The sequence below is a fragment of the Cupriavidus sp. WS genome, from assembly GCF_000395345.1.
Lineage (GTDB): Bacteria > Pseudomonadota > Gammaproteobacteria > Burkholderiales > Burkholderiaceae > Cupriavidus > Cupriavidus basilensis_B.
Genome location: NZ_AQPL01000146.1, coordinates 1 through 9140 on the forward strand (window position 1 = coordinate 1; position 9140 = coordinate 9140).

The 9140-nt window shown below is 70.9% G+C and carries 7 protein-coding genes and 1 pseudogene; 5 read left to right on the forward strand and 3 right to left on the reverse strand.

Translation table 11 applies throughout. The annotated features are described in order from the left end of the window. Positions 1–148, forward strand: a pseudogene (locus K206_RS42800) (glycosyl transferase family 2); the annotation flags it as partial. Positions 149–197: 49 nt separating this feature from the next. Here K206_RS42800 and hpnA read toward each other — a convergent pair. Next, positions 198–1199, reverse strand: a complete 1002-nt coding sequence (gene hpnA / locus K206_RS0113460; RefSeq protein WP_029043594.1) for a hopanoid-associated sugar epimerase — start codon at positions 1197–1199, stop codon at positions 198–200. A gap of 157 nt (positions 1200–1356) precedes the next feature. Here hpnA and ispH point away from each other — a divergent pair, with 157 nt between their 5' ends. Together ispH and hpnH are read left to right on the forward strand one after the other, a co-directional pair. Next, a complete protein-coding gene (gene ispH / locus K206_RS0113465) occupies positions 1357–2361 on the forward strand; it encodes a 4-hydroxy-3-methylbut-2-enyl diphosphate reductase (RefSeq protein ID WP_029043595.1) in 1005 nt (334 codons plus the stop codon). Between the two features lie 34 nt (positions 2362–2395). Then, the gene (gene hpnH / locus K206_RS0113470) at positions 2396–3565 is read left to right on the forward strand and encodes an adenosyl-hopene transferase HpnH (RefSeq protein ID WP_020202932.1); all 1170 of its coding nucleotides are present in this window, start codon (positions 2396–2398) and stop codon (positions 3563–3565) included. A gap of 76 nt (positions 3566–3641) precedes the next feature. On the opposite strand, the gene K206_RS0113475 is transcribed toward hpnH, so the two are convergent. Further along, on the reverse strand, positions 3642–4280 hold the full coding sequence (locus tag K206_RS0113475) for a phospholipid-binding protein MlaC (protein ID WP_020202933.1): 639 nt from the start codon (positions 4278–4280) through the stop codon (positions 3642–3644). 491 nt (positions 4281–4771) lie between these two features. Here K206_RS0113475 and K206_RS0113485 point away from each other — a divergent pair, with 491 nt between their 5' ends. Continuing rightward, a complete protein-coding gene (locus K206_RS0113485) occupies positions 4772–7444 on the forward strand; it encodes an MMPL family transporter (protein WP_020202934.1) in 2673 nt (890 codons plus the stop codon). Positions 7445–7457: 13 nt separating this feature from the next. Next, complete coding sequence (locus tag K206_RS0113490) at positions 7458–8339, forward strand: VacJ family lipoprotein (protein WP_020202935.1); 882 nt, start codon at positions 7458–7460, stop codon at positions 8337–8339. 133 nt (positions 8340–8472) lie between these two features. On the opposite strand, the gene K206_RS0113495 is transcribed toward K206_RS0113490, so the two are convergent. Continuing rightward, the gene (locus K206_RS0113495) at positions 8473–9120 is read right to left on the reverse strand and encodes a phosphorylase (protein ID WP_369796887.1); all 648 of its coding nucleotides are present in this window, start codon (positions 9118–9120) and stop codon (positions 8473–8475) included. Positions 9121–9140 lie beyond the last annotated feature (20 nt).

A 9140-nucleotide genomic window follows, 5' to 3' on the forward strand; every position in this document is an offset into this window, starting at 1 on the left:
CGAGTACCGCCAGCCGCTGTGGCTGGCGCCGCTGCTGCCGCTGACGGCGCTGTTCTACCTGGGCGCCACGGTCGATTCGGCGCGCCGCTACTGGCTGCGCAAGGGCGGCCAGTGGAAGGGCCGCTCGCAGGCGCCCCAGCGCGGCTGAGGGCAGCCAAGCACGGTTGAGCGAGCGCCGGGCCGTGCCCCGGCGCGGCTCAACGCAGGTAGCCCGCGGCGCGGAACCACTCCAGCGCCTCGCGCAGCGCCTCCTGGTAGGGCCGCGCCTGGTAACCGAGCACGCGCCGCGCCTTGTCCGAGCTGAAGAACATCTGGTATTTCGACATGGACAGGCCGTCGGCGGTCAGGAACGGCTCCTTGCCGGTCACGCGGGCCACCGCCTCGGCCGCGTAGGCCAGCGGATAGAGCGGCCAGCGCGGCAGCTTGATGGTGGGCGGGCGGCGCCCGGTCATGGCGGCCAGATCGGCCAGCATCTGCTGCAGCGTGACGTCCTGGCCGCCCAGGATGTAGCGCTCGCCGGTCGCGCCGCGCTCGAGCGCCAGCATGTGGCCCTCGGCCACGTCGTCCACGTGCACCAGGTTGAGGCCGGTATCGACGAAGGCGGGGATCTTGCCGCTGGCCGCCTCGACGATGATGCGGCCGGTCGGCGTGGGGCGCACGTCGCGCGGGCCGATCGGCGTGGAGGGGTTGACGATCACCGCCGGCAGCCCGTCGCGCGCCACCATGCCCTCCACCACGCGCTCGGCCAGCACCTTGCTGCGCTTGTAGGCGCCGATCGCCTCGTGGCCGCTCATCGGCGCGTCTTCGTTGACCGGCGCCGTTGCGCCGGCGACACGCAGGGTCGCCACGCTGCTGGTGTAGACGATGCGCTCCACGCGGCAGGCCTGCGCGGCGCCCATCACGGCCTCGGTGCCGGCCACGTTGGTGCGCACGATTTCCTCGGGATCGGGCGCCCACAGGCGGTAGTCGGCCGCCACGTGGAACAGGTAGCGCACGCCCTGCAGCGCCGCTTCCATCGCGCGCGTGTCGCGCATGTCGCCTTCCACGATCTCCACGGGCAACCCGTCCAGGTTGCGTCGCGGGCTTTGGGCGCGTACCATCGCGCGCACCCGGAAACCCCGTGCCAGGGCCTGCCGTGCCACGGCCGAGCCGAGAAAGCCGGAGGCGCCGGTTACCAGGACATAGTCTCCTGACGTCATATTACTCACGGAAAAAACCTCAAATTGTTACTGGCTAATGCCAGGTGCCAGGCAAAGGTTGCGGCACGGGTATATAGTAACCACCGTATGACGGGAAAGTGATTCCGGAATATCAACCAATGCTGAACCCGTTGACTGGGTCGGGGGGCCTATTTTTATGCAGGTGATTCTTGCTCAACCCCGTGGCTTCTGTGCCGGCGTAGTGCGCGCGATCGAGATTGTAGACCGCGCCCTGCTCAAGCACGGAGCCCCGGTGTTCGTGCGACATGAGATCGTGCACAACAAGCACGTCGTGGAAGGACTGAGGCGCAAGGGCGCGCGCTTCGTCGAAGAACTGGACGAAGTGCCGAGCGGCGCCGTCACCATTTTCAGCGCGCACGGCGTGTCCAAGGACGTCGAGGCCGATGCCCGCGCACGCGAGCTGCACTCGATCGATGCCACCTGCCCGCTGGTCATCAAGGTCCATACCCAGGGCCGCCAGTACGCGGCCAGCGGCCGCACCGTGATCCTGATCGGCCATGCCGGCCATCCGGAAGTCGAAGGCACGATGGGCCAGATCCCCGGCAAGGTGATCCTGGTGCAGAGCGAGGCCGAAGTGGCCAAGCTGGACCTGCCGGACGACACCCCGGTCGCCTACGTGACGCAGACCACGCTGAGCGTGGACGACACGCGCAACATCATTGCCGCGCTGACCCGCCGCTTCCCCAACCTGGTGGGACCGGACACGCGCGACATCTGCTATGCCACGCAAAACCGCCAGAGCGCGGTGCGCGAGCTTTCGAAACAGGTGGAGCTGATCCTCGTGATCGGCGCCACCAACAGCTCCAACTCCAACCGGCTGCGCGAGATCGGCACCGAGAGCGGCGTGCCCAGCTACCTGATCGCCGACGGCAGCGAGCTGGACCCGGAGTGGGTGCGCGGCGTCGAAGTGGTCGGCATCACCGCCGGCGCCTCCGCCCCCGAGGAGATGGTCATGGACGTGATCGCCACGCTGCGCCGCCTGGGTCCGGTGGAAGTCTCCACCATGGACGGCCGCGAGGAGCACGCCGAATTCCGGCTGCCGGCCGAGCTGGCCGACCCGCCCGCGCGCCCGCGCACCGCCGCCGGCAAGGCCACCCCCGAGGCCGTGCCGCAGCCGGACCCGCAAACCGCCGCCGGATAATCATCCGGCCGCCCCCAATACAAGAAGGAAGTCAATGGCTATTCCCTTTCTGCAGGTCGCCCGCGTGGGCGCCTACGTCGTCAAGCAACATCTCTCCGGCAACAAGCGCTATCCCCTGGCGCTGATGCTCGAACCGCTGTTCCGCTGCAACCTGGCCTGCAACGGCTGCGGCAAGATCGACTATCCGGACGAGATCCTGAACCAGCGCCTGTCCGTGGCGGAATGCCTGGGCGCCGTCGACGAATGCGGCGCGCCGGTGGTGTCCATCGCCGGTGGCGAGCCGCTGCTGCACAGGGACATGCCGGAGATCGTCAAGGGCATCATCGCCCGCAAGCGCTTCGTCTACCTGTGCACCAACGCGCTGCTGATGGAAAAGAAGCTGGACCAGTACGAGCCCAACCCGTACTTCGTGTGGTCGGTCCACCTCGACGGCGATCAGGAGATGCACGACCACGCGGTCAGCCAGGAAGGCGTCTACGACCGCGCCGTGGCGGCCATCCGCGCGGCCAAGGCGCGCGGCTTCCGCGTCAACATCAACTGCACGCTGTTCAACAACGCCGAGCCGGAAAAGGTCGCGAAGTTCTTCGACTCGGTCAAGGACATCGGCGTGGACGGCATCACCGTGTCGCCGGGCTATGCCTACGAGCGCGCGCCGGACCAGCAGCACTTCCTGAACCGCAACAAGACCAAGCAACTGTTCCGCGACATCCTGCAGCGCGGCCGCAACGGCAGGAACTGGGCCTTCAGCCAGTCCACGCTGTTCCTGGACTTCCTGGCCGGCAACCAGACCTACCACTGCACGCCGTGGGGCAACCCGGCGCGCACGGTGTTCGGCTGGCAGCGTCCGTGCTACCTGGTCGGCGAAGGCTACGTGAAGACCTTCAAGGAACTGATGGACACCACCGACTGGGACGCCTACGGCACCGGCAACTACGAAAAGTGCGCCGACTGCATGGTGCACAGCGGCTTCGAAGCCACCGCCGTGGCCGATACCATCGCCCATCCGCTCAAGGCGCTGGGCGTGTCCCTGCGCGGCGTGCGCACCTCGGGCCCGATGGCGCCGGACATCCCGCTGGACAAGCAGCGCCCGGCCGACTACGTGTTCTCGAAGCACGTCGAGATCAAGCTCGAGGAAATCGGCCGTTCCAAGGCCAAGGCCGCCAACGACGCTGCCGCCCGCAAGGCCGCGGCGGCGGGACACTGAGCGACGGGCGCCCCTGCCGATGGGGGCGCCATGCCGGAGGTACCTTGCGTACCTCCGTGCGCCTGCCGCGCGGCGCTCAGGCGTCCGCGGTCTGGCGCGCGTTGTGGCTGGCCAGGTACTTGAGCAGGCCGTCGATGCCGTTGCGCGCGACGATGTCGGCGAACTGGCGGCGGTACACCTCGATCAGCCACGCCCCCATCATGTTGATGTCATAGATCTTCCAGCCATTGCCGCTGCGCTGCAGGCGGTAGTCGATCTGCATCTCGTCGCCGTTGTTCAGCACGCGCGTCTCCACCACCACGTCGTTGGCCCCGGCCGCCGCGAGAACCGGCTTGTAGGTGAACTTCACCTTCTGCTCGCGCAATTGCGACAGCGACACCGCGTAGCTGCGCACCAGCAGGGTCTGGAACTGTTCGTAGAGCTGCTTCTGCTGCTCGGGCGAGGCATTGCGCCAGGCGCTGCCCACCGCCAGCCGGGTGGTGCGCTCGAAATCGGCATAGGGCAGGAACTGGCGCTCGACCACGGCCGTGATCTTGGCCAGGTCGCCGTTGCGCGTGTCGGGGGTGGACTGGATCGTGCCGATCACGCCCTCGACCGCCGCGCGCACCAGGCGGTCCGGCGAGGACCGGTCCACCGACTGCGCCTGCGCGGCGGACACCATCGCCACCGCCGCGAGCGGGACCAGGACCTGGAAAGCAATACCGTGTGTCTTCATGCGAATTTAGACCTGAAAAAGCCAGCCGGGCCGCTGCCGGGCCGCTGCCGGCACTCGCCGGCGGAGCCGCCGGGAAAGCCGGATGGAAAGCAGGATGAAAAGCGCGCCGCGGCGCACCCGGCGGCGGCCGGAAACAGGCTGCCGCCCGCCGGCGCGCGCGTGACGGGGCAGTATAGCGTACCCATGCGCAGGCGTGCCGCGCCCCGCCGCGGCCGCCATCGTGTCGCCGCGCGGCCCGCCGCCGGAGCGCCTTGCCGCGCCGGCCCGTTATACTCGCGGCTGCCGCTTTGTGCCGCGGCGCTGCTTTGCGCGCTACCTTGCGCGCTGCCCGGCGCCGCGCGCCGCAGCGCGAGCCGCGCCGGCCGCGGCCGCGGCCATGCCGGCGGTTGTGCCAGCGGCCATGCCGGCAGCCATGCCAGCGGCCGCACCTTTTTTTACCGCGCCCTCCCCGGCGCATCACTCAGGCCCCCACACAGGCCCCCAAAACGCCCATGATGACGTCGTCGGTCATTCGCATCGTCAAGTTCTCCACCCGCCGCGCGTGGCCCGTGATCGCGCTTGCGCTGTTGCTGACCATCGCCAGCGGCATCTATGTCGCCCTGCATTTCGCCATCAACACCGACATCAGCCGCCTGCTGGAGTCGGACCAGCCGTGGGCCAAGCGCGATGCCGCGGTCAGCGCCGCCTTCCCGCAGCGCGACCAGATGATCCTGGCGGTGGTGCGCGCGCCGGCGCCCGAGCTGGCCGATGCCGCCGCCGACGAGCTGGCCGGCGCGCTGGCGCAGGACACCGCGCGCTTTCGCGCCGTCAGCCAGCCCGGCGGCGGCGATTTCTTCGAACGCAACGGCCTGCTCTTCGTCGACACCGCCAAGCTGCGCGACGTGACCTCGCAGCTCAAGCAGGCGCGCCCGCTGCTCAACGCGCTGGCGCACGACCCGACCCTGCGCGGCCTGTCCGACACCCTCACCACCACGCTGTCGCTGCCGCTGCAACTGGGCCAGGTCAAGCTCGCCGACATGACCAGGCTGCTCGGCAGCAGCGCGGCCGCCGTCGACCAGGCGCTGGCCGGCAAGCCGGGCGCGCTGTCCTGGACCGGGCTGGTGGACGCCAGCCAGCAGCCGGCGCCCGGCGCGGAGGCGATGTCCTTCGTCGCCCTCAGCCCGGTGCTGGACTACGCCGACCTCCAGGCCGGCGCCGGTGCCGCCGAGGCCATCCGCACCGCCGCGCTCAAGCTCGGCCTCGACGAGCGCTACGGCGCCAGCGTGCATCTGACCGGCTCGCAGGCCCTGGCCGACGACGAGTTCGCCTCGGTCAAGCAGGGCGCGGCGGTAAACGGCATGCTCACGCTGGTGGTCGTGATCCTGATCCTGTGGCTGGCGCTGCGCTCCAAGCGGCTGATCCTGGCCGTGCTGGCCAGCCTGCTGGTGGGCCTGGCCATCACCGCCGCGCTGGGCCTGGCGATGGTGGGCGCGCTCAACATGATCTCGGTCGCCTTCGCCGTGCTGTTCGTCGGCCTGGGGGTGGACTTCGGCATCCAGTTCGGCGTGCGCTACCGTGCCGAGCGCCACACGTACCCGCACATTCCCGACGCGCTCGCCAGCACCGCCAAGGCGGTCGGCGTGCCGCTCGCGCTGGCCTCCACGGCCACCGCGGCCGCCTTCTTCTGCTTCCTGCCGACCGACTACCGCGGCGTGGCGGAGCTGGGCAAGATCGCCGGCGTGGGCATGCTGGTGGCATTCAGCACCACCATCACGCTGCTGCCGGCGCTGATCACCGTGATGCGCCCGAAGGACGAGACCGGCCGCGTCGACGTGCCGGGCTTCAAGTGGCTGGCGCCGGCCGATGCCTTCTTCGAGCGCTACCGCACCCAGGTGCTGATCGCCACGCTCGGCGTGATCCTCGCCGGCCTGCCGCTGCTGCTGCACCTGCGCTTCGACTTCGATCCGCTGCACCTGAAGGACCCGCATTCCGAATCGATGGCCACGCTGCTCTCGCTCAAGGACGCGCCCCAGGCCGGCACCGACAACGTCAACGTGCTGGCGCCGTCGCTGGACGCCGCGCGGGCCACCGCCGGCCGCCTCGCCGCGCTGCCGGAAGTGGCGCGCGTGGTCACGCTGCAGACCTTCATCCCCGACGACCAGCCGGCCAGGCTCGAACTGATCGCCGACGCCGCCACCAGCCTGCTGCCCGTGCTGACGCAGGCCGTGGCCACGCCGGCCAACGACGAGCGCCGCGTCAACTCGCTCAAGAACGCCGCGCGCCAGCTCGCCCTGGCCGCCGAGGACCATCCCGGCCCGGGCGCGGCGGAAGCGGCGCACCTGGCCGCCTCGCTGCGCAAGCTCGCCGCCGCCGATGCCGCCACGCGCGACCGCGCCGAGCAGGCCATCGCGCTGCCGCTGCGCCTGGCGCTGGCGCGCCTGCAGCGCATGCTGTCGCCGCAGCCGATCACGCAGGCCGCGCTGCCGCCGGCACTGGTGCGCGACTGGGTGGCCCCGGACGGCCAGGCGCTGATCAGCGTCAGCCCCAGGCTGCCCGCCGCGGCCAAGCCCGGCGACGCCGACGCCTCCAGCCGCGACAGCGAACTGCGCGACGCCGCGCTCAAGCGCTTCATCGACGCCGTGCAGCGCGTCGCGCCGGGCGCCGTGGGCGGCCCGATCTCGATCCGCGGCTCGGCCGACACCATCATGACCGCCTTCGCCCACGCCGGCGTGTGGGCCGTGCTGTCGATCACGCTGCTGCTGTGGATCACGCTGCGCCGCGTGGGCGACGTGCTGCGCACGCTGGTGCCGCTGCTGGTGTCGGCGCTGCTGACGCTGGAGCTGTGCGCGGTGTTCGGCATCCCGCTCAACTTCGCCAACGTGATCGCCCTGCCGCTGCTGTTCGGCATCGGCGTGGCGTTCAAGATCTACTACGTGCTGGCGTGGCGCCAGGGCAAGACGCACCTGCTGCAGTCGCCGCTGACCCACGCCGTGCTGTTCAGCGCGGCCACCACCGCCACCGCCTTCGGCAGCCTGTGGCTGTCCCAGCATCCCGGCACCGCCAGCATGGGCAAGCTGCTGGCGCTGGCGCTGGTGTGCACGCTGGCCGGCGCCGTCTTCTTCCAGCCGATCCTGATGGGCAAGCCGCGCGAACGCGCCAAGTCAGCCAAGAAACTGGCCCAATGAACCTCCGCCAACCATGACCCACCGCCCCGATTCCCGATCCAGCCGCCTGGCGCGGCTCCTGTCCGCGCTGTCCCTCGCGCTGCTGGCCACGGCCTGCGCCAGCGGCCCGCAGGCCAGCCCGGCCGACCCCATCGAGCCGTTCAACCGCGCCGTGTTCACGGTCAACGACAAGCTCGACGAATACGTGGCGACGCCGCTGGCCAAGGGCTACCGCGCCGTCACGCCGCAGCCGGTGCGCACGGCGGTGACCAATTTCTACTCGAACATCGGCGACGTCGGCAATTTCGTCAACAACCTGCTGCAGGGCAAGGGCGTGGACGCGGCCGAGAGCTTCATGCGCATCGCCATCAATTCGACGCTGGGCATCGGCGGCCTGATCGACATCGCCACGCCGGCCGGCCTGGGCAAGCATTCGCAGGATTTCGGCCTGACCCTGGGCGTGTGGGGCATCCCGTCGGGCCCCTACCTGGTGCTGCCGCTGTTCGGCCCGAGCTCGATCCGCGACGGCGTCGGCCTGTACGTGAATCTCCAGATCTCGCCGACCACCTGGATCGACCAGGACTATCGCTACGGCATGTATTTCCTGGGCTTCCTCGATGCCCGCACCAACGCGCTGGGCGCGACCGACCTGCTGGCGCTGGCGGCGCTGGACCGCTACAGCTTCGTGCGCGATGCCTACCTGCAGCGGCGCCAGTACCTGATCGACGGCGGTGGCGGCAAGCTGCCGCAGTATGACGACGACGAGGCGCCGGCGGACACCGCCCCGGCCGCGCCCGGCACGCCGGCTACCGCGCCCGCCGCATCCGCCGCGCCTGCCGACGCCACGGCCGAGCCGGTGCCGCCGCCGGCCGGCGGCGCGCAGAAAGCCCCCGAAGGGGACAGCAAGAAGGAATAGGAATAGGAAGGACGCCTGCGGGGCGCCGCGAGCGCCCCGCAGGCGGCATGCGCGTGCCGGCACCCGTTCGGGTCCGGATCAGGCGCCGGGCGCGGCCCGGCGAAACGCCAGGCAGGCCCCGGCCAGCCCCGAATCAGATCAGCCCGAATCCCGCGCCCGCCCGGCGGCGCGCGGCCTCCAGCCCGAGCCGGGCCAGTTTCGCGTCGCGCGCCAGCCTGAGCAGGTCCGGCAACTGGCCGGGCGCGGCCAGCAGCGACTTCAGCACGGCGACGATGTCGGTGCCGCCGTCCGCGCCCATGCCGGCGACGGCGGCGGGCGGGACTTCGCGCGCGGCCGGGTCCACCACCACGCGGCAGGCGGCGAAAGGCACGCCATGCGCGTGCGCGATGCGTGCCGCGATGTGGGATTCCATGTCGGCCGCCAGCGCGCCGGTGGCGGCGTGCAGCGCGGCCTTGGCGGCCACGGCGGTGACGGGGTCGTCGCCGCCGGCCAGCGTGCCGGTGGCCGCGTCGGGAAGCGCGCGGGAGAGCGCGCGCAGCCAGCCGGCATCGGCCGGCCAGAAGCTGGCGCCATCGTGGATGCCGGTGGCGACGATCACCTTGCCGGGCAGCAGCGCGGGCGCCAGCCCGCCCGCCACGCCGAAGCTGATGACGCCGGCGCAGGGCCGCGCCAGGCGCTCGCGCAGGGCCTGCGCGAGCGCTTCGGCGCGCAGGCCGTAGAGGGTCTCGATGCCGGGGCCCGCGGCAATGCGGGCCTCGAAGCGCATGCCGGCCACCACCAGCGTGGGGCCGGCACGGCGCG